The following is a 21,300-nucleotide window of genomic DNA, read 5'->3' as shown; positions in this document are numbered from 1 at the left end:
CGGAAGCGCCGAAGAATTTATTCCTCGACACTTCCCACGTTTGCCCTATTGCATCGTTTTCCTTGCGGCAGTGATCTGTCGCATCGGTCCTTGAAATGTAGCTTCTTATGATGGAAGCAAAGCGACGAATGGCGAAGTTACCTTAGACCGTACTTGACAACGGTTTGCTCAGATCAAGCCCTAGCAACTCTGCAAATTGCGCCAATTTTCCTACTTCCTCCCCCATAGGCAATGCACGTAATGCTGCAAAGGCTATCCATTTCGCATCAACTTCAAAGAAATCGCGTAAGTTCGCGCGGGTGTCGCTGCGTCCGAAGCCATCGGTGCCTAGCGTGATGTAATCGGCGGGAACGCAGGCGCGTATGCTCTCGGGAATGCTGCGTACGTAATCGCTGGTAGCGATGACCGGCGCAGCGCTGCGCCCAAGCTGCTGGGTAACGTAAGCTTGAGCGGAGCCATTCGAGAGACGCCGATTGCGTTCTGCTGCGATGCCGTCGCGTGCCAGTTCGGTGTAGCTGGTGACGCTCCATACTTCAGCATTGATGCCGAATTTTTCCCTGAGCAAAACGCCAGCGCCGATGGCTTCTTTCAGTATTGGCCCGGCCGCCAACAAACGCACGTCAGGCGCTTCTTGCTGCTGCAGGCAATAAATCCCACGCCTGATTCCTTCTTCGGCACCTTGCGGCATGCTGGGTTGCGCTTCATTCTCATTGGTCGCGGTGATGTAATAAAACACATCATCGTTGAGCGTGAGCATGCGGTGCATGCCGTCCTGTACGATCACCGCCAGTTCGTAGGCATAGGCAGGATCATAAGAGATGCAATTCGGCACCGTTGAGGCTATCAGATGGCTGGATCCATCCTGATGTTGTAAGCCTTCGCCAGCCAACGTGGTGCGTCCTGAGGTCGCGCCAATCAAAAATCCACGCGCACGCTGGTCGGCTGCAGCCCAGATCAGATCACCAATGCGCTGGAACCCGAACATCGAGTAATAAATATAGAACGGCAGCATTGGCAAACCATGCACCGAATAGCTGGTCGCGGCGGCAGTCCATGACGAAATCGCGCCCGCTTCGCTAATCCCTTCTTCCAGTATCTGTCCGTCCTTCGCTTCACGATAAGACAAGATAGAGCCGATATCTTCCGGTTCATATAATTGACCCTGCGCCGAGTAGATACCGACCTGGCGAAACAGATTGGCCATGCCGAACGTCCGTGCTTCATCGGCGACTATCGGCACGATGTGTCGACCGATACCGGTATCCTTCAGCAATCCGCCCAGCATCCGCACCAGCGCCATCGTGGTCGACATTTCCTTGTGGTCGGCTTCAAGTGCGAAAGTTGCATAGCTGGTTATTTCCGGGACCACCAAAGCGGTCTGTATCTTGTTCCTGCGCGGCATAAAACCGCCCAACGCTGCGCGGCGTTCCAGAAAATGGCGCATTTCCGGGCTGTTATCGGCGGGCTTATAAAACGCCAGCGCTTCACAGTCAGCATCCGAAATAGGTAAGCGGAAGCGGTCGCGGAACGCGATCAGATCGCTGCTATCCAGTTTCTTCTGCTGGTGAGTCGTCATCTTGCCCTGCCCAGCCGTTCCCATGCCAAAGCCTTTTTTGGTTTGCGCCAGAATCACGGTGGGCTGACCGCGATGGTTGGCCGCTGACTGATACGCCGCATGGATTTTTTTCATGTCATGGCCACCGCGTCGCAAACGGTCAATCTCATCGTCGGTCAAAGTGGCACCAATCGCTTGCAGCGCCGGATTCTGTCCAAAGAAATGGGTGCGATTGAATGCGCCGTCGTTAGCGGCAAAGGTCTGCAACTGACCGTCTACGGTATCGTTGAGCGCACTGACCAGCTCCCCGGATTTATCACGGGCGAACAGTGGGTCCCAGTCCGAGCCCCACAGCAATTTGATCACGTTCCAGCCAGCTCCGGCAAACAGAGTCTCCAGTTCATCGACGATCGAACCGTTTCCGCGCACCGGGCCGTCGAGCCGCTGCAAATTACAATTGACCACAAACACCAGATTATCGAGCGTCTCACGCGAGGCCAGACTGAGTGCAGCCAATGACTCCGGTTCATCCATCTCGCCATCGCCGAAGACGCCCCAAACCTTGCGATCCTGCGGTACCAGCAGTCCGCGATTTTCCATGTAACGCATAAACCGCGCATGATAAATCGCGCTGATCGGACCGAGTCCCATGGAACCTGTCGGAAACTGCCAGAAATTCTCCATCAGCCACGGATGCGGGTAAGACGACAAACCTTGCGTGCCTTGTTTCTTGCCTTCAATTTCCTGCCGATAGAACGACAATTCATTTTCCGTCAGCGTGCCTTCGAGAAAAGCACGTGCATAAATCCCCGGTGCAGAATGCGCCTGAAAATACACCAGATCACCACCAAACGCTTCCGTACGTGCCCGGAAGAAATGATTGAAGCCCACTTCGAACAGATCGGCGGCAGACGCGTAACTGGCGATATGTCCACCGAGTTCACCGTATGCGCGGTTGGCCCGCACCACCATTGCCAGCGCATTCCAGCGGATCAGGCTGCCAAGGTGCTGCTCGGTAGCAAGCGCATCGGAGCCACCCGGAAACGGCGGTTCATCTTCCACTCGAATGGTGTTGGTGTAAGGTGTATTGCGTGCATCGCGCCATTTGATGCCAGCCGTCTGGGCCGCGATGCTCAGGCGTGACAGCAGATAGCGCGCACGTTCAGGGCCAGCGACGGCGATGATGCTGTGCAGGGCCGCGACCCACTCTTCGGTTTCCAGCGCATCCGTATCTGCGTCCTTGTCTGCATCCGAATCTATTGGTTTTTTCAAATTATCTACAGTTGACATTTCCATACGTTCTTTCCGGTTCATTGACCTGGGGCCGTGGAGTCGAGGCTGGTACGTGCGCATAGTGCGCTCTGCTACCTCTCAGCGCGTTGCATCCTTCGATTGTAATGAAATATACCAAGACCACAACGATGTCGTAAGAACACAAATTAGCCCAGGCGATACCTATAGGTAATCGTTAGGCCGCGAAACGTTGATAAACCGGGCACCTATGTACAGCACGAAGCTTTTTTTGTTACTGCACAAAAGCAAAAACGTATCGGTATCGGGCGACTTCTTGCCGAAGCCAGGGTCTGATCACCTGCAGGTATCGCATGGCCTTAATTAGTCATCTAGAAGAAAAGTACACTGTTGGTATAAATCGGCTGCGACCAGCCGGATAGCGCGCGGCTGGTGCATGGAAGATGAGGAATACAGGAGGAATACAAGAGCAATAAGATGTGCGCCGTGGCGCCACAAAAGATGAGCACACAGCGAGCGACGCATTGATGCCACCAGGAAACGGCGATGCGATCTGACGGATTACAGCGGTGACCGCCCTGACCTTTAAGGCAGGCAGGTAGTTATTAAGGGTGAACTACCTGCGTGCTGGACCGGAGGCGCGAACAACAAATTAGAAATTGAATACTCCTCCTCTGCTCTTCTGCCTTTAGATAAATATCCTTTTTTGCTCAACCTGCACCAGGGAAGCCGACTACAGGGTCGACAGCCTTTTCCTTCTCTATCAATCCGGCCAGAACCCGCCGCGCACGTACCGCTGCGGCGTCGGTGACGAGCAGTATCGGCTTAAGCGACATCAAATCGGAGACCCCGCCCATGCGTGACTGACAGGCCATGATCATCGGGTCATCTTCGTTGCGAAATGTCGCATCGAAACCAATTCGCAGTTTTTCGCTCAGTGCCGCGTCGTTGCGCTTGCAATCGCGGCCAGCCATCCAGAAATAATGCGTCGAGTGAGCACTTTCAGGCGTGAGGATATGTCCGAATGCAATCGAGATACCTTCATCTTTCGGTTGCCCACAGGCTGTCACGCCAATATCCAGTAGCATGTTCGACGGAGGATCCCAGCGCATATGTCCGCGGCGATCAACCAGCGTGTCGGCCGGGCCATCCCATAACATTTTCCACATTTTGGTCAGCGGTTCCCCCGGCATGGTGTTGTAAGCCCAGATGGTATTTCCGTCGACCTTGAGTGCAAAAACATTGCGATCGCTGGAGTCGGAATTTCCAATTAACGGATGCAAATACTGCACGTGACTGAGATCGAGCAAGTTGTCGGTGGCCAGTTCGTAGTGGCAATTCAGACGCAAATAACCGCTGACATAATCGCGCCTCTCATCGGCCAGAGCGCTAAAGTCTGCCAACAGCGCCGGATCGGCGTCTTCAGCAGGTCCCATCCAGATCCAGATCATGCCGTATCGTTCCAGCAGCGGGTACGCAGTTACTTTCGCTGCTTTGGGGATGTTGCCATGCGGGTTATGCACACAGATGCCGTCCGAACCGTAACGTAAACCGTGATAGGGGCATTCGACCACGCCATCGACCAGTTTGCCGCCCGATAGCGGCGCGAATCGATGCGCGCAACGGTCCGCCAACGCGACTGCTTTGCCAAATACATCGCGATAAAACATCACAGGTTGATCGAGCAGGGTACGGGCCAGAAACTTGCCGGTCACCTCGTGGTCCCAGGCTGCTGCATACCAGGTATTTTGTAGGTAAGTCATACATTGCTCCATGCCAATAATAGAATCAGGGACGGTGCTGACCGTCGATAACCGCCTCGCACCAACCCACGAAACATTACCGATTCGTGGGTTGGTACTCTGCCGGGAACTGCGCTTAAAACATTTTAAGCATGCCCACGCCAAGCGCCGTTTGTCCTTGCCCAGGTACCGCCATAGTCGAAGTGAAGGCCGCGCCAAAGTTGCTGGTCGCACCATTGAGAATGCGCGTGGCAAAGGAATACAGCGTGGTTTGTTTGGAGAGGTTATAAGACGCAAAAAGTCCGGCAAGTCGGGTTTTACCGCCCAGAGCGAAATTGTATTGCCCTGCCTGGGCCACAATGCGGATCGCCGGAGAAATCTTGTAACCGATGCTTCCTAAATATATATTGCCAGCAGGAGAAATGTGCAGGTCGCCGCCAACTTTTACATAATCGGCATACAGCTGGAACGGCCCCTGGTCGTAACGTGCGGCTACGCTCAGTCGGGTATCGGTCAGCGACGACTGATCCGTCACGGCGACAGAGCCATTGGTTTTTTCGTAAACTACGCGGGTCCGAAAACTTGTGTTTGCGACGTATTCGAGGGCCGCGGCTTCGTAACGTCCGGCACTGTTGTTGCCAGCCTGCTCTTGCCCGAACGAATACATCACAGTGCCTGACACACCGGCAAAACTGGGAGAAACATATTTGATCGAATTATTGATCTTGAAAATCTGGATCGGATCGGCATTCAGCGAATAGATACCATACGTGGCACCATATAGCAGGTCATAGGTACCTAATACGGTGTAATCATATTGCACACCGCCCAAACGACCAATCGTCACAGTGCCCCAGTCGTTGCTCAGTCCCACATACGCAAACCGATTAAAAAATGATGTAGGTGTCGCTGTAGCGCCAGTGTCCAGGCTAAAGCTGTTTTCCAGTTTGAAAAATGCAGCATTCCCGCCACCCAGATCCTCACTACCCTTAATCCCCCAGCTTGATGGCAAGAAACTTCCGGAATTCACCGCGGCCACAGAACCGCCTGCAGCATTCATGTTGGTCGTGTAATTAACGCTGCCATCTACCATCCCATAAAGTGTGACTGCACTTTGGGCCCGGGCGGGGGTCTGCGCGGAAAGCGCTGCGATCGATAAGGCGAGCGCGGTCAGTTTGGTGTTCATGTTTCATCTCCGTTATTATGATTTTTTAATGCCATGCTTATTTACATGCTCATTCACATGTTTATTCACATGACGTGTCCGGCGCTAGCTGTCAATGCTGCCGCTTACCGGTTTTTTTGGTATCGTTGCGTTGGTTCCTATCACTTTTTTTGTCATTTTTCCCCGTCAGTGGATCATCGTTACGCCGCCCAACGCTGCTCGGCATCACATCAGGTTCAGCCGATCCTTGCCCTTCAGGTCCAGCATTGCGCGTGCTTCGGCCGGGGTAGCAAGCTCCATCCCCAAGCCGGCCAGCATATTTTTTATCTGTTCGACCTGTTCCGCATTGGAGGTGGCGATACGGCCGTTCCCGAGGTGGAGCGAATCTTCCAGTCCGACTCTGACGTTTCCGCCCATCATTGCCGCCTGCGTCGCCAGCGGCATTTGATGCCGTCCGGCACCGAGTACCGACCATTGATAGCTATCACCAAACAGTTTGTCGGCAACGCTCTTCATGAACACCAGGTTTTCCACATCAGCCCCGATCCCGCCGAGTATGCCCAGAACGAATTGAATAAACGGGTTCTTGACGAAGCCTCTGTCGACGAAGTGTTTCAAGGTATACAGATGGCCGACGTCGTAGCATTCAAACTCAAATCGGGTACCACAAGGAACTGCCACGCGCTGAAACAGTTGCTCGATATCGCCAAAGGTATTGCGGAAAATGGCATCACGCGAACTCTCAACATGTTTGCGTTCCCATTCATATTTCCATTCCTTGATTTTGTCCGCAATCGGGAAAAATCCAAAGTTCATCGAACCCATGTTGCAGGAAGCCATTTCGGGTGAGATATCGAGTGCCGCCGCGGTCCGCTGCTCCAGCGTCATGGCAACCGATCCGCCGGTAGTAATGTTGATGACGGCATCGCATTCCGCATGGATCTGCGGAATAAATTGTCTGAACACCGCGGGATCAAACGACGGCCGGCCGTCGACCGGATCGCGGGCGTGCAGATGCAGGATGGCTGCCCCTGCCTTTGCCGCAGCAATCGCTTCACGCGCAATCTGTTCAGGCGTTAGCGGCAAATACGGCGACATCGTCGGTGTATGAATGGAACCGGTGATCGCGCAAGTTAAAATGACTTTTCGGGTTTTCATTATTGCTCCAGGGGTTAACGATTGGGAATTTACTGGTGTACCGGGACATAACGATAAGGGCCGATTCCCAGCATCATGCATGTAGCGACCAGACAGGCGATGCTGGCGGCGACCAGCGCAACGGTATAGCCGCCCAAGTGATCAAACGCCAGGCCGTAAGCAATAGGGCCGACAAATGCGCCCAGCATGTAGGCTGAAAAAAAACAGCCGAACAGCGAAGCAAACGCCTTGCGTCCAAAATACCGGCGCGCCAGAAACGGAATAATGTCGCCTTCCGCACCAATGGCAAGGCCGAAGCATGCGGCGGCAATCGCGTAAGTCATGATCGAGGTTGCACCGGTACTCAACGCCAGCGTTATCAGCCCGATAGCAGCGAGCACGAATACGCCAGCGGCAACGATACGCGCGGCCAGCAAGTCCATCAGAATACCGGTGACGAAACGGCCGATGGCAGCCGCAATTCCGACGGATGCCACGGCTACGGCGGCCACCGCTGGAGCAATGCCACGATCGGTAAGAAATGAGAACAGGTGGATCATCGCGCCTAGTCCGGCGGCCGATACCAGCGCCAGCGATAGCGCAATCAACCAGAACTGACGAGTACGGAGTGCCGACCGCAGATCCTGGCCCTCGTAGCCGCGCCCAACAGGTCCGCCTGACGCGGCGCGGGTTTGCCGTGGACCGGTCACGAAACACAACAAGTTGGCCAGTAAACCAAGCCCGAGCGCTAACCCTGCCAGCCACAAATAAGCCTCACGCCAACCGTGGGCGCTGATCAATGCCTGTGCCAGCAACGGGGAAGCTGCGGCGCCGATACCGATGCCGATCATCGCGCAGCCCAATGCGGTGCCAAGGCGTCGGTCAAAATGCAACGGGAATGCGCTTAGATATCCGGGTGGCGTAGTCGCCGTAGCAAAAGCGCCAAGGAAAAAACTCAGCACGCTCAACGCCAACAAGCTGGCTGGCAGTGCCGACAGGCAGACCAGCCCAGCGGCAAACAGCACCACCGAGGTACCGATTACGCGTTGTGCGCCGTAGCGGTCGATCAACTTACCGACGACTGGCGCGGCCAGCGCTGCGCCGATCATGGAACACAGCGCCACTGCAGAAAGTTGCCCACGCCCCCACCCGAACATCGCGGCGATAGGTTTGAGGAACACGGTCAACGTGGAAAAGTACAGCGATGCGAAACCGCCGGCCATGCCAATCATCGCGCCTGCGACCAACGATATTTTTTGCGGATTGCTGGCGCTCACGCGGGTGGTGCTTATAGACAGAGGGGCGTTCATACTTAGTCTCCTGAACTTTTTATTTTTACATTGCTGGTGTAGTGCGGGTCTGCTGCTCCCGCGCCTGGCGCTCTTTGGCGCCTTCCCGCACTCAGACTGCGATGACTGTGTTTTCTATCATGCCAATCGCATCGATCTGCGCACGCACTACATCGCCAACTTTTAAAAATTGCGGCGGTTTCATGGCCATACCAACGCCCGACGGAGTGCCGGTTGCCAGGATATCGCCCGGCTCCAATGTCATGGCGGTCGATAAATGGGCGATCTGCTGGTAAATGTTGTAGACCATGCCGGCAGTCGATTCGTGTTGACGTTGTTCGCCGTTGACGAACAGCTGCATGGTCAGAGCATGCGGATCTTCGATCTCGTCATCGGTCACTATCCAGGGTCCGGTCGGGCCTGTGGTATCGAATGATTTTCCGATCGTCATCGTTGGCGAACGTAATTGCCAGTCGCGTACGGTGACGTCATTACACACCATGTATCCGGCAATTACCGAACGCGCATCCTCGACGCTGACATTGCGGCAACGACGTCCGATTACCACACCCAGCTCAACCTCGTAGTCCAGCATGTCCGAGACAGTGGGCATATGGATCGCGTTGTAGGGGCCGTTGATACAGGATACCTGCTTGTTAAACCAGACTTGCACGTTCGGAATCGTGAGACCGCCCTCGCGCGCCTCTTCTACGTGCTTTTGATAGTTCATTCCAATTGCAAGGAATTTGCTCGGATTAGAAATGGGTGCCAGCAACGTCGCCGCGGAAAAAGGGACTGTCACGGCATTGCCAACGTTCAGTTGGCGCGCCCGATCCATGGCTTGCGGCCCCATTTCCAGGAACGCCAGCATAGTGCGTGGCAGCGTCGGATCAGAGGCGGGAAAATCAATGATCTCGCCATCCATGACTTTTCCGATGGAGACGGATCCACGATAGAGATAGGTAACTAATTTCATTTCGAATATTCCGGTTAGTCAAAAAATGATGGTGAAAGAGCGGGACCCCACTGTGCAAGTTCGCCAGGATTCAGCTCAACGTGGGTTAGCGGGCTGGCATCGTTGACCATGTCACCATCGGTCCAATGTTCGATTTTGTTACCGAACGGATCACGCCAATAATCAAAAATCTGACTACCCTGGATATGTCGGCCAACGCCCCAGCTGTGCTGATGGCCTTGTCGGGCGAGGAAGGCGTTGCCCTGCATCAGATCGTCGAGATCCAGTACTTCGAAAGCGCTGTGATCGAAGCGCGTGCGGTTATCCTGCGCAGCAATGAGAGCGATCGTATGGTGATCTGTCCAGTGCTCCCCCAGGCCACAATGCAAGAACACGGCGATGGTATTGTCTTTTGCACCGGCCCAGTAACTGTCGGAAATTTTAAAGCCGAGCGTGTTCGTATAGAAATCTACGACACGCGGGATATCGCTCACCTGAACCGCCACATGGCCGAGGCGTGTGATATTGGATGGTGCCGGTGCAAGGCGCACAGTTCCGTTGCGCTCGCGCTGACCGTTGCGATTGACAGCGATCGGCTTGCGAACCGGTAATGCTGGCAGCCCGCTCTGCACGGCCGTTTGTCCGTATACCACCTCAACGCTGAGTCCAGCGGGATCGACGAAGCGCACGACATCACCGCCGCCCGGGGCCGAATTCTTTTCGACTGTAGTCGCAAGCTTGCTAGCGAGAATCTGCAAATCTTCCAAAGATTTAGCGCGCAGTCCGAAGCCGATAGGCACGGCATGGTCACGGCGCTCGGTCACATGGACAAACGGTGAGTCAGACGCCCCACCCATGTAAAGAGTTGATTCTGAACGATGCGTTAAATGCAGTCCAAAATCCTCAAGAAATGCTTGCATGAGGTCGAGGTCTGGTGCGCCATAGCGTACATAAGCGATGTCTTGTATTGCGATCATTGGGACACTCCAAAGTTGGTCTTTATAGGGAAACAGCCGGGGAAGTAGCCAGGGAGGTAGCAGAACGCAATGTCGCCTCGGCCTCGCTTGCGCTGACACCGCGCCAGGCGATGTGAGAATCCGGTCGGATCAACACCAGATCCGCACCGTACAGGTCGCGCGCTGTCTGCGCGTCGCAAACGATTATCTTCAAAGAGATTTGCAAAGCCGCAGCAGCCTCTTTCCAATTATCGGTCTGCTGATGCGCGTTTAAGCACAGTAAGGTGAAATCGCGACCGAATTGATCGGACAAGGCTTGCTCAGCAACGACAACATGCGGTGCGCGTGCGCCTGGATAGCCAGATGGTTCGTAGTGCGTGGCGTCGTCGGCCGGTGGCTGCGTGGTTTCACTCGCTATCACTGCGCTTTCATAGCGCACACCCAGTTGCAGCCCCGGAACGTTGAATTCGCGTGCGATATGCGCCAGGCAAAGCGCGCCATATTGTTCGCGCACTGCGTCGGACTCAGGGCCCGGGTCTTCAACACTTGCTGGCGCGCCCAACGCAGCCATGCTATCTGCCATCGAGCGCGCATAGGCGGTGTTGCGCCGGGCAATCGGCTGACGCTCGCTCTCGTAACTATCCAACAAGGAAGGCCCGCCCCAACCTTGAATGACGGCCGCAAGCTTCCAGCCTAAATTCACGGCATCGTCAACGCTGGTGTTGTATCCCATCCCTGAAGTGGGCGTGAATAGATGTGCCGCGTCGCCTGCAATAAAGCAGCGACCAACCCGAAACCGCTCTGCCACCAGGGTATGTCCTGCGGTCCATGCATTCAGGTTCAACAAGGTAAACGCGAAGTCGCGCCCGACCAGCATGCTCAGGATCTCGGGAATATTCAGTTCTTCAAGTGTCTGTCCTGGCGCAAGCTGAACTCCGAATCCAAACCGGTCGACGCCATCAATGGCAACCATCACCCCGCGCCGCTGACCATTGGCGAACCAATATTGCCAGGCTTTTTCCTTCGGCAGCAGGGCTGCCAGTTCTGCCGACTGGATATAGATGCTGGCCATCTGCCCACCAAAAAATGCGCGTTGCTCCGCACCGTGACCGGCAAAGTTGGTTCCCATTGCGCAGCGCACTTCGCTGCGTGCACCGTCGCAGCCGACCACATAAGCCGCCTTGATCACAACGGGATGCTGCGCGTTGCTACTGCTCACTTCAAGATGAACGCCATCGGCATCCTCTTTCAAGCTGTTGACGGTAGAACCGAAGAACGTTTTGATCGATGGATAAGCGCGTAGTTCGTCCCGCAATATGGCTTCAATAAACATCTGCTGTCCGCGATGCGGCAATTCCGGAGACGGCCACGCCTGCGCTCCAAAATCGCCAACATAGCTACGCGTACGCGCCTGTTCCGAGGACGGACCACGAAAGCGCGTCAGCTCAAACCCGGTGAGACGCGTGAAGTAGACGATGTCCTGAGGGTGGTCAACTGGCAAACCAACCGCACGAACACGTTCTGCCAGACCGCGCCGCCGATAGTGTTCCATGGTCCGCGCCGACGAAGCATTGGCTTTGGGATTGACGGGCGGCAGTTCAGCCGTATCAAATATCGCGCATTCTATGCCGCGACATCCCAGTTCGATGGCCAGCATTAATCCGGCCGGACCCGCGCCTACAATTGCCACATCGGTATGAAGTTCACCCATTATTGCCTCCGATGAGCGCCGGTATCGCTTGGACAACATCACGTTTGCGTGAATCTTCATGCAACAAAATCTGCTTCATCATGTCCTCCGCTTGTTTTTGTATAGGGCAGATTCTAAGCAGGAAGCTTGATGTGTAAAAGATGGTAATATCGTCCAACTGATAACGGACTTGTTATATGCTTAAATTTCACCATTTCCGCGATTTCGTCGCCATCGCGGAGGCCCGCAGCATTCGGGGGGCCGCACGGGAACTCGGACTGGCGCAACCAGCTTTATCGCGCAGTCTGAGGGAACTGGAAAATTTTTTAGGCGTGCCCTTGTTGGAAAGGCACACGACCGGCGTGTTGTTAACGCCGGCAGGAGAACGATTTCTGATCCGTTCGCGCAGCGCGCTCGGTGAGTTTCAAAGAGGCATTGATGAAATGCAAAATTGGGGAAAGGACATCGGAGGGCGCGTCTTCATCGCCCTTTCCAGTCCTCCCATCCTTGCCTTGTTACCGCCCGTCTATCAGACTTTCACAAAACTTTACCCGAAGGTAAGGCTGCATTTGATGGAGGCGACTTTCCCCGATGCGGAACCATTATTACGGGATGGCCGACTGGATTTTTACATTGGTGGACTGGTCGGTGAAACGGTGCACCGTAGCTTTCAAAGGAATCTGTTATTTCATAACAGGCGCTTTGTTTTTGCACGCAGAGGACATCCGTTAATGCAGGCAAAAACCTTAAAGGATCTGCAGAATTCCATGTGGCTTTGCGGAGGACTCAGGCAGCGCCCCGAGCAAGATCTGGAAGAACTGTTTCAGTCACACGGTCTGGAAGCTCCGACCCGCATCACCCGCGTCGATTCGCAAATGTGCATGCTGGTCTTGATGCTCAATACCGACGCGATAGCCATGGTACCCCAGCAGTGGGCGGAGGCGGCAGTCATTAATGAGCTCATTTTTCCGATAGAGTTGACCAATGATTTTCCCGCACCGGATGTGGTCCTGATTACGCGATCAGGCATTCCGCTGACACCCTCCGCGGAGAAACTTTCGGACCTGTTTATACGCAAGGCGAATGGACTTTATAACAGCGGCTGACATGATTGAGGACCTGATTGATGCCCTGGTGCGCCGCTGCAATGGGCGCAATTGAAATTTCAATTTCCGTCCATTTTTTGTTACCCCCCGCATTTTGCAGGTGGCCGAACGTAAACGCTACAGGCAACCCCGACCAGCCCTGATTCACCTAAGCCAGCCAATAACGCAAGCAAATTGCGTAAAAAGGTTATTTAGGAATCGTCGCCCGATATCCAACAGCCGATCTCTTTAAATCCCTCGGGAATGAGCTATCGGCCCACGACCGATGGTCGGTCGTGGGCCGTAACCGTGCTGCGGACAACACTTAAAACATTTTGGTGCCCTTCAGTCCTCGGTCCGCGCAGACGCAGACGCGACCCTCTGCCGCCGCAGTGTCGGAAGGCCGACACCAGTCGCGTCGAAGCCTCCATCAACTGCTATGACTTGTCCGTTGACATAGCTGGCCTCGTCGCTGCAAAGAAATCCAACCACGTTGGCCATCTCTTCGGTGGTGGCATAACGGCCCAATGGGATCGCGTCATAATAATCTGAACGGATCGCTGCGCTGTGTACCAGCTTTGCCATTTCGGTTTCGACCGGTCCCGGTGCCACAGCATTGACACGAACCCCGACACTGCCGAATTCGACCGCGTACTGCTTGGTCATGTGAATAAGTGCAGCCTTGCTGGTACCGTACGCCATGCGTAGCGTGCTGGCTCTCAGACCGGAGATCGATGCGATGTTGACGATAGCGCCACCGCCATCGTTCACCATCAGCGAGCCGAAGGCTTGAGAGCAAAGGAATACGCCATCCAGATTCGTCGCCATGATGGCACGCCACTCATCGAACGACATCTCCAGCGTTGGCTTGAAAATGGCTACGCCGGCGTTGTTAATCAGCGCATCAACATGGCCAAACCTGGCGATCACCTCTTTGACGGCCCGGTCGACCTGCGCCGGATCGGACACATCACAATGCACCGCCAGCACATCGTCGGGACGGCCAATCTTTGTCACTGCCAGGTCCAGGATTGCACTTTCGCGGTCCAACATGGCGACCTTGTAGTCATGACTAAGAAACCATTCGGCGATGGCCAGTCCAATTCCCCGGGCACCTCCGGTGACGACGGCAACCCGGGAGGTAGAATGCGAATTCATATTTTTCCTTTGTGAATATGATAATAGGGAGGCTGCGTGGCGCACGCGCTCTTCAAGCAACCTCAAGCAACCTCAAGCATACCGGATTTGCCCGGGAAACGGATGGCAGACCATACACGTTCCGTTTGTATTGACTACAACGCATGCGAGTCCTGACCGCAGCACAATAAAGGCGCTCAATTTTGGTAAGGCGCTCCTAATACCCGTTCGTTGACCTTACGTCCGTACATGGAATCATTAGAGTCATGATATTTCTTGCGGTTAAAGCACATTTTGAGTATAAATTTTTTCGCCTCTTGCATAGTCGGCCGATTGAGCAGGTTTCTTGAATTTAAGATAGCCGCCACCCGCCACAGGAGTACCGACAGGTGCGCCTTGCGCAAGCTAAAATGCATACGTCTGGAGTGCCGTAATGACATCGCTGTCAGCGGGAGGAGGTTTTCCGTTCATACTGAATTCAAAGCAACCCTGTATACGCGAAGCCAACGTATCTACTTTTCCGGTTTTAGCGCGAAAGGCAGGATAGTGGATGAACGCTGCCCATAATGGCGCCGAGTCGGATTTTCGGCCCGCATCAAGCCGCAGGCAACCTACTTACGCAAACGTCTGACATAATCTGCATCAGGTCAACTGAAATGACCACGCCCGACCCGACGAGTGCGCTTGAAACTGACGCAACGCTTTCGTTATCAGGCCAATGTTGGCTTCGATGAACACCGCAACGAGATAGGACAATTTAATGAATGAAAAGAATAATCGTCGGAGCGCATTAAGAAAGCTCGGCATCGCAGCTGGCGCCGTCATGGTTGCCAGCCACACCGCTGCTGCAGATGGCGCGGCCGCCAATTTGCTGCCTGCCGGTGCTTCCGGATTGCGGGCGCTCAAGCAGCGTCTGGATCAGGCACCACGCCGCAGAGACTTCAAGACTGTGCCGATGATCCTCAATGCGCGGGACCAGTGGGATCATGAAGCGTTGACAGAAGTCATCGGCTATCGCAGCAAGTACAAGCAGGTGTGGGATAACACGGAACTTGGTGGTCCCTGGCTCAATCTGATGCGCAATTCACTCAACGCCCAGATCTGGGCGTTTCGACATCCTGATTTTCTGGTCGTATCTGCCACGCACGGGTCAGCACATCTGGCGCTGTTCGACCAGGCGACATGGAACAAATATGAACTCGCGAAGAATGCCGGAGACAAATTTTCGACCAACTCCCTCATCGTCGATCAGCCTGCAGCGGCTTTGGATGCAAGCGATTATGAGCGCGCCGATGGGGTATTTTCTCCCAAGGATAACAGTATCGTCGCGCTGCAACGGCGTGGTGTGATCTTTTTGTCCTGCCATAACGCAATCTGGGAAATCGCGGAGAAGTTGCTCGCGTCCGGACAAAATCCCGACAAACTCTCGCACGAGGCGTTGGCGGCAGACCTCACCAATCACCTGATACCCGGCGTGATCCTGACCCCGGGCGCAGTGGGGACTCTCCCCGAGTTGCAACTGGCTGGTTTCCATTATGCGAAGTGACCACTGCGCCACCGCAGCACACACAGCACGAGCAGCACGAGCAGCAGGCCGGACAAAATGCCTCGCCTGGATCGTTCTCTTCGGATGCTCACTATTGACGACCATGACCACATCTGCCTATGCTGACGCACCTACGGCGCCGACGGCATCCGAGCGGGTCGTGTTTCCGCCATGGCAGCATGGAGAGAATAACGACGCGACTGAACGCGGTCTGGAATTTACCGTTCCTCAGGTCGATGTGCTTGCCGATTTTCACGGCAATTTGTCGAATCCGAAGCTGGTTCTATTCGTCGGTGGTAACTACTTTTTCGCCATGGCTCCTTTGGTCAAGCAGTTCGAGTTGGAAAATCCAGCGTATGTCGGCCGGATTTACTGGGAAACGATTCCGCCCGGCCTGCTGGTAAAGCAGATGAAAGCCGGTGGCACCATTACATCAGGAAACATGACCTGGACGGTGAAGCCTGACGCCTACTTTGCAGGACTCCAGGAAGTCAACGACCTGATAAAGGAGGGCCTGCTTGGTGGACCCGCTATTCCCTACGTTACCAATCAACTGACGATTATGATTGCCAAAGGCAATCCAGGGAAAGTCCAAAGCCTGAATGATCTTGGCAAGCCGGACGTGCGGCTAGCGATGCCAAATCCCGAGTTCGAAGGCGTTGTGCGACAAATCAAAGCGTCGCTCAGAAAAGCAGGTGGCATTGCTTTGGAAGCCGCTGTCTACGACAGTAAGGTGAAGGCAGGAACGACAGTCTTAACCCATATCCACCATCGTCAGACACCGCTCTTTCTAATGCAAGGCATTGCGGACGCGGGCGTAACATGGAAGTCGGAAGCGATATTTCAAGAGCAGGTCGGCAATGCGATTTCGCATGTCGATATTTCTGATGGTTTCAACACGACAGCAATCTATGCCGGTGCCGTGGTAGCGGGAGCCGCCCACGCGACAGCGGCCAATGAATGGTTGGTTTTTATCCGGTCGCCATCTGCCATTGGCATCTTCGAAAGGTACGGTTTTAAACGTTACAACAAGGATACCGACAAGGATACCGGCAAGGACATTGGCAAGGATACTGGCAAGTAACGTCATCGTGAGATAGGAGGTGAGATAATGCATCGTCACCTGGTTTTTATACCGGCGGGATGGATCTTAACCAATTTGGGACACCTCCGTGACGCTATGTGTGATTATCCATTTGCATACGCTCGCGGAGTATCATGGTTTGCAGAGATCATTCGCCAGCCGGATTCATTCTCGCATTGTCATTAATTAAAGAACATAAAGGAAATTTGGATGAGTTGGATTGTCTACACGGATGGTGGCGCGGCCCCTTCTAATCCCGGCCCTGCGGCCTGGGGAGCGGTCGTTATTACCCCTGACAAAGTTATATCGCACCACAAAGGATTCATTGGGCAAGGCACCAACCAGATTGCGGAGCTAACTGCCGCGATAGAGGGTCTTTCGCTCATTCCTGCGGATTCCAAAGTTGAACTGGTGTCGGATAGCCAGTACGTCCTCAAAGGCTTAACCGAGTGGCGCAGCGGATGGGAAAGAAACGGTATGCGTAACTCAAAAAAAGAGGTCGTGGCGAATCTGGAGTTATGGAAACGGCTATATCAGGTAGCGGATGCGCGCAAGGTTACTACGCGCTGGATCAAAGGTCATAGCGGTGACAAATATAATGAGCAAGCCGATGTGCTGGTTGGCGAGGCGCTTGCAATAGCGCGCAGCAAAGCGGCTTAAGGAAGAATATGATGACAATATTTGCGGTACCCGTTTTCGATGCCACTGTCGTTATTGAAGGCAATGAACTTTTCAAAGGACAAGGCGCCGCAACCGGTTGGGCTGGACGTTTGGCAGCTGAAATCGACACCCAGGTGGTGGCGAAAAAAATCGGAAACGGCTGGGCACTGTGTGGCACGGTGGATGGGATCGATTGCGTGTGGGGTATACACGGGCAACGACTTAAACGCATCAATTTAAGTAACGGAACACCCCTCGAAGCATAAACGTATGCCGATGTTACCTAGCGACGTGATCAGAATCAGCACCAAGTATGTTGATTCTGATTTCAAGCGCATGCGCTTTCAGCATTGAGAATCTTGCATTAAGAACATGCGACGGAATCGGCTGCAGCGTTCAGCAGCAGTCCGTCGTAATTTTCCCCGCAGCAGACTTATTTTGAATCGCTCCGATTACGAAAGAAAGCCGATCGAGAGCCACGGGATCGCCGCCACAATCAGCAACCCTACCAGCAGTGCGCCAAGATAAGGCCAGATTCTGCGCATGCCGGCATCCGGACTAACCCTACCAATTGTGCATGCGCTATAGTAGCCGAGACCGAACGGCGGGGCGAACAAGCCGATGCCCATTGCAAGGATCACGACCATGGCATAGTGCACCTCGTGTACGCCAATTTGTCGCGCAATCGGAAACAACAACGGTCCAAACAGCACCATCGCAGGAATACCTTCCAGCACACTCCCCAGTACGATGAAGGTGGCGATGGAAATCAGCAAAAAGCCCCAGCGACCACCCGGCACCAAGGACATGATATGTGCCAGGTCTTGCGAGAAACCTGATTGCGTCAGCGCCCAGGCCATGCAAGTTGCTGTACCAATAATGAAGAGGATTGCACCCGATAGAGAAGCCGTTTCCACCAACATCGGATAGACCCGCTTCCAGTCGAATTTCCGATACACCAGTATCCCGACGATGACGGTATAGGCTATTCCGATCGTGGAAACTTCTGTCGCCGTGGCAACGCCCTCCACTACCGCTGTGCGGATTAGCACCGGGATCGCGAGCGCTGGCAATGCCACCACAAAACTGCGCAACACGACGTCCAGCGATGCGCGCTTGACGTCTTTCAAGTTCTTTTCAGAGATACGTTGGCGCGCCAGAATTGCCAGCATGAGCGCCAGTATCACACCCGGTAAAAGTCCACCAGTGAATAACGCGGCAATCGAAACACCGGTGACCGAGCCGATGGTAATCAACACTAGCGAAGGTGGAATGGTTTCTGCCATCGCGCCCGAGGCGGCCAGGAGCGACACCAGTTCACCCTCGTCCATGCCACGCTTTTTCATCTCGGGGAACAGTACCGGTGCGACCGCTGCCATATCGGCAGTTTTGGCACCCGAGATACCCGACACCAACATCATTGCACCTAAAAGCACGTAGGACAGACCGCCGCGCACGTGACCCAGCAGCGACGCCAAAAACGCGACCATCGCTTTGGCCATTTGCGTCATTTCGATTAGCTGTCCCAACAGAATGAATAGCGGCACGGCCAGCAGGATGAGCGAGCTCATACCTTCATTGATACGACCGGGCACCACCTCAAGTGGTGTTGAAGTCGTGCAGAGCAGATAAGCGACGGTTACCAGACCAAAACAGAATGCGATCGGCACGCCAGACAGGACACCTGCGCCCAATATCAGCACAAAGAACACTACCAGGCTCCAGTTTCCCATCCCTTGCAGCGGTCCGCTGAACGCATACAACAATGCAGCGATCACCACCAGAGTGATTACCACGAACACCATGTCACGCATGCGATGACGGGCCAGACGCACACCGGACACGGCCAGCATCAGAAAGCAACCAACAGCGAGCGCCGCTTCACGTACCGTTCCATGCAAGCCCAACGCCGGGCTTTCGACCACCCACTCGCCCATTGCGTAATCAATCGCCGGCCACAGCAGGATGGCAATGAACAAGCACGGTGTACCGACTGCAATGGCTTCTGCGCGTGCGCGCCACGCTGGTGACAACTTGTTGACCAGCGCCGTCATTCGCATGTGCTCCCCGCGCCGCAAAGCCACAACCGCGCCAAACATCGCTAGCCACAAGAATACCGTTGAAGCCAGTTCGTCTGCCCAGACCAATGGCTGGTGCAGAACAAACCGGGAAAAAACGCTGATCAGCAAGATGACGACTTCGGCGCATACCGCAAGCGCTGCAAGTGCTTCAACTACATTACCCAGCGCCTTTTCTGCCTTGGCAAGACCGGCGAGACGACCTTGCCGCAAGGTGTCGAAATGCTGATCAGCGGCAATCATGCAAGTTCTCCAGCGTACTTCTGCAAGAGGTTCCAGCCCTGATCACCGAACTTCACTTTCCAGTCATTGTAAAAACTGGTCTTGCGGAGAGCGCTGCGGAAAGCATTTTTGTCTACATCGATAAATTGCAAGCCCTTGCTGGTGAGATCCTGGCGCAATGTATCGCTCAACCGCGCAATGTCGGCACGCTCCTCGACAGCCGCCCGATCAAATTCCTTCATGACCAACGTCTGCAAGTCTGCTGGCAGCTTCTGGAACGCCCGGCGATTGCCAAGAACCAGATAGGCATCCCACACGTGACTGGTCATGCTGCAATATTTTTGTACTTCATACAGGCGCGCGGTGGCGATGATTGGCAAAGGATTTTCCTGACCTTCAACCAGTTTTGTTTGCAATGACGAATACACTTCATTGAAATTGATGGGGGTCGGACCGGCACCAAGGGACTGAAACAACGAGGTCAAAATCGGTGCCGCTGGTACCCGCAATTTCATGCCGCGCAAATCTTCCGGTGTGCGTATGGGCTTGGTCGAGGAGGTAATCTGGCGGAAGCCGTTATTCCAGGAACGGGACATGTTCAGCACGCCAACTTTTTCTACCTGAGCGTAAATGTATTTGCCGAGGTCACCGTCCATGGCCTTCCAGACCTCGTCATAGTTGGAAAATGCAAAGCCTGTATTGACGATGCCGGCGGCTGGTACCAGGGTTGCCAGTATCGATGCGGCAATGTTAAAAAATTCCACTCCACCGTTACGGATTTGCGCAAGCAGATCGGTATCGGAGCCGAGCTGGTTAGCAGGGAACAGTTTGATGCTCATACGGCCATTGCTGCCTTCGCGGATGCGATCAATGGCTTCCTGGGCACGTTTATTCACCGGATGAGTCGGGTCCTGGCCTGTGGCAAACTTATAGTTGAATTCTGCGGCGTGTGCGTATTTGGAAACCAATGCCGACATCGGCAGTGCGATCCCGACTGCACCGTAAGTAAGCAGTTTACGCCGCGTTGCGCCACTCGTAGTTAAACATTTCTTATCGTCCATGCTCATCTCCTTGAATTATAATTTTATGGTGTACATCAAACATTACAACTTGAATTTGCTACAGCTTGCTATTGATTACTATGCGATTAACTTCCCGCTAAAAACTATCTTCCGCCGGTAACTAACCCCGCCATCACTTTTCCTGCAAGACAATCTGGCGACAGTGTGGATGGAATCCGTCGTCGCTAATCAAGGCCTGCATATTATCAGCGCGAAGCGCCATGATTGTCATGCATTTGCATTTCATACGCGGCAATTTTTTCCACTTTCGGCAATGAGCGACCGCCATCAAATTCCGCCGCCAACCAGGTGTCGACAATCAGCTTGGCCAATTCGCCACCCACCACGCGGGCACCAATTGTGATGATCTGCGCATTGTTACTTTTGATAGCACGTTCGGCAGAATAAGTGTCGTGACATTGCGCGGCGCGAATGCCCGGTACTTTATTAGCGCAAATCGCCATCCCGATGCCGGTACCGCACAGCAGCACTGCACGCGGGAAAGTACCGTCGGCGACCCGTTGCGCCACTTCGAACGCGATGTCCGGATAGGCCACAGGCTTGCTGTCATGTGTACCAAAATCGGTCACCGTGACGCCATGCGCTTCCAGATGATGCTTGATACTTTCCTTCATGTCGTAAGCGGCTTCGTCGCATCCTATTGCTATGTGCATGTTATTTCCTTTA

General features: G+C 54.3%; 18 protein-coding genes. 5 read left to right on the top strand and 13 right to left on the bottom strand.

Translation table 11 applies throughout. The features are described 5' to 3' along the window. Window positions 1-142: 142 nt before the first annotated feature. The 8 genes from mdeB to JQN73_RS16430 all read right to left on the bottom strand — a co-directional run bounded on the left by mdeB (window position 143) and on the right by JQN73_RS16430 (window position 11,821). Window positions 143-2,845, bottom strand: a complete 2,703-nt coding sequence (gene mdeB, locus JQN73_RS16465) for an alpha-ketoglutarate dehydrogenase (protein ID WP_240162584.1) — start codon at window positions 2,843-2,845, stop codon at window positions 143-145. Window positions 2,846-3,516: 671 nt separating this feature from the next. Continuing rightward, window positions 3,517-4,569: an aromatic ring-hydroxylating dioxygenase subunit alpha gene (locus tag JQN73_RS16460; RefSeq protein WP_205319913.1), complete on the bottom strand. Its 1,053-nt coding sequence runs from the start codon at window positions 4,567-4,569 to the stop codon at window positions 3,517-3,519. Between the two features lie 115 nt (window positions 4,570-4,684). Next, the gene (locus tag JQN73_RS16455) at window positions 4,685-5,734 is read right to left on the bottom strand and encodes a porin (RefSeq protein ID WP_205319912.1); all 1,050 of its coding nucleotides are present in this window, start codon (window positions 5,732-5,734) and stop codon (window positions 4,685-4,687) included. Between the two features lie 204 nt (window positions 5,735-5,938). Next, window positions 5,939-6,871, bottom strand: coding sequence for a 3-keto-5-aminohexanoate cleavage protein (locus JQN73_RS16450; RefSeq protein WP_205319911.1), 933 nt, complete (start codon window positions 6,869-6,871; stop codon window positions 5,939-5,941). A gap of 29 nt (window positions 6,872-6,900) precedes the next feature. Then, window positions 6,901-8,160: an MFS transporter gene (locus tag JQN73_RS16445; protein ID WP_205319910.1), complete on the bottom strand. Its 1,260-nt coding sequence runs from the start codon at window positions 8,158-8,160 to the stop codon at window positions 6,901-6,903. A gap of 91 nt (window positions 8,161-8,251) precedes the next feature. Beyond that, window positions 8,252-9,115, bottom strand: a complete 864-nt coding sequence (locus tag JQN73_RS16440) for a fumarylacetoacetate hydrolase family protein (RefSeq protein ID WP_205319909.1) — start codon at window positions 9,113-9,115, stop codon at window positions 8,252-8,254. A 14-nt stretch (window positions 9,116-9,129) separates the two neighbouring features. Further along, window positions 9,130-9,600: a VOC family protein gene (locus JQN73_RS22835; RefSeq protein WP_370551368.1), complete on the bottom strand. Its 471-nt coding sequence runs from the start codon at window positions 9,598-9,600 to the stop codon at window positions 9,130-9,132. A gap of 493 nt (window positions 9,601-10,093) precedes the next feature. Continuing rightward, a complete protein-coding gene (locus tag JQN73_RS16430) occupies window positions 10,094-11,821 on the bottom strand; it encodes an FAD-dependent monooxygenase (protein WP_205319907.1) in 1,728 nt (575 codons plus the stop codon). Between the two features lie 116 nt (window positions 11,822-11,937). Between JQN73_RS16430 and JQN73_RS16425 the strand changes: the two genes are divergently transcribed. Continuing rightward, window positions 11,938-12,846, top strand: a complete 909-nt coding sequence (locus JQN73_RS16425; RefSeq protein ID WP_205319906.1) for a LysR family transcriptional regulator — start codon at window positions 11,938-11,940, stop codon at window positions 12,844-12,846. A 324-nt stretch (window positions 12,847-13,170) separates the two neighbouring features. On the opposite strand, the gene JQN73_RS16420 is transcribed toward JQN73_RS16425, so the two are convergent. Both JQN73_RS16420 and JQN73_RS22830 read right to left on the bottom strand, forming a co-directional pair. Further along, window positions 13,171-13,983 carry an SDR family NAD(P)-dependent oxidoreductase gene (locus JQN73_RS16420; protein ID WP_205319905.1) on the bottom strand — a complete coding sequence of 271 codons (813 nt, stop codon included), beginning with the start codon at window positions 13,981-13,983 and terminating at the stop codon, window positions 13,171-13,173. A 384-nt stretch (window positions 13,984-14,367) separates the two neighbouring features. Further along, a complete protein-coding gene (locus JQN73_RS22830) occupies window positions 14,368-14,514 on the bottom strand; it encodes a c-type cytochrome (protein WP_370551367.1) in 147 nt (48 codons plus the stop codon). Window positions 14,515-14,722: 208 nt separating this feature from the next. Here JQN73_RS22830 and JQN73_RS16415 point away from each other — a divergent pair, with 208 nt between their 5' ends. From JQN73_RS16415 to JQN73_RS16400, 4 genes are all read left to right on the top strand, one after another. After that, window positions 14,723-15,508 (top strand): transcriptional initiation protein Tat, encoded by a 786-nt coding sequence (locus tag JQN73_RS16415; RefSeq protein WP_205319904.1) that lies wholly within the window; start codon window positions 14,723-14,725, stop codon window positions 15,506-15,508. A gap of 103 nt (window positions 15,509-15,611) precedes the next feature. Beyond that, window positions 15,612-16,592: a substrate-binding domain-containing protein gene (locus JQN73_RS16410; protein WP_205319903.1), complete on the top strand. Its 981-nt coding sequence runs from the start codon at window positions 15,612-15,614 to the stop codon at window positions 16,590-16,592. 210 nt (window positions 16,593-16,802) lie between these two features. Continuing rightward, a complete protein-coding gene (locus tag JQN73_RS16405) occupies window positions 16,803-17,252 on the top strand; it encodes a ribonuclease H (protein ID WP_205319902.1) in 450 nt (149 codons plus the stop codon). Between the two features lie 8 nt (window positions 17,253-17,260). After that, window positions 17,261-17,518, top strand: coding sequence for a hypothetical protein (locus JQN73_RS16400; protein ID WP_370551251.1), 258 nt, complete (start codon window positions 17,261-17,263; stop codon window positions 17,516-17,518). Between the two features lie 186 nt (window positions 17,519-17,704). Here JQN73_RS16400 and JQN73_RS16395 read toward each other — a convergent pair whose 3' ends face one another. The 3 genes from JQN73_RS16395 to rpiB all read right to left on the bottom strand — a co-directional run bounded on the left by JQN73_RS16395 (window position 17,705) and on the right by rpiB (window position 21,287). Further along, the gene (locus JQN73_RS16395; protein ID WP_205319901.1) at window positions 17,705-19,573 is read right to left on the bottom strand and encodes a TRAP transporter large permease subunit; all 1,869 of its coding nucleotides are present in this window, start codon (window positions 19,571-19,573) and stop codon (window positions 17,705-17,707) included. Next, complete coding sequence (locus JQN73_RS16390; RefSeq protein WP_370551250.1) at window positions 19,570-20,619, bottom strand: TRAP transporter substrate-binding protein; 1,050 nt, start codon at window positions 20,617-20,619, stop codon at window positions 19,570-19,572. The genes JQN73_RS16395 and JQN73_RS16390 overlap by 4 nt, the downstream gene beginning before the upstream one ends. Window positions 20,620-20,819: 200 nt before the next feature. After that, the gene (gene rpiB / locus JQN73_RS16385) at window positions 20,820-21,287 is read right to left on the bottom strand and encodes a ribose 5-phosphate isomerase B (protein WP_205319899.1); all 468 of its coding nucleotides are present in this window, start codon (window positions 21,285-21,287) and stop codon (window positions 20,820-20,822) included. Window positions 21,288-21,300: the final 13 nt, after the last annotated feature.

This window comes from Glaciimonas sp. PAMC28666 (genome assembly GCF_016917355.1).
GTDB lineage: Bacteria > Pseudomonadota > Gammaproteobacteria > Burkholderiales > Burkholderiaceae_D > Glaciimonas.
The sequence above is the reverse complement of the archived record's forward strand: the minus strand, read 5'-3'. Positions and strand labels throughout refer to the sequence as shown.